The following is a 205-nucleotide window of genomic DNA, read 5'->3' as shown; positions in this document are numbered from 1 at the left end:
CGCCCAGTTGTACAACCTCTACGGCCCGACCGAGGCGGCCATCGATGTCACCCACTGGACCTGCCACACGGGCAGTGACAGCGGCGTGCCGATCGGCCGGCCGATCGACAACCTGAAGACGCACATCCTTGGCGCCGGTTTGCAGAGTGTCGCCCCGCGAGCGGCCGGTGAGTTGTACCTGGGCGGCGTTGGTCTGGCCCGTGGC

General features: G+C 68.3%; 1 protein-coding gene. It reads left to right on the top strand.

The genetic code is table 11. From position 1 onward, the window contains the following. Positions 1-205: AMP-binding protein (locus IAE39_RS29560; RefSeq protein WP_201207969.1), on the top strand; the 205-nt coding region annotated here is incomplete at both ends.

This window comes from Pseudomonas sp. S37, from assembly GCF_016658545.1.
Taxonomy (GTDB): Bacteria; Pseudomonadota; Gammaproteobacteria; order Pseudomonadales; family Pseudomonadaceae; genus Aquipseudomonas.
This window is presented reverse-complemented; position numbering and strand designations above follow the sequence as displayed.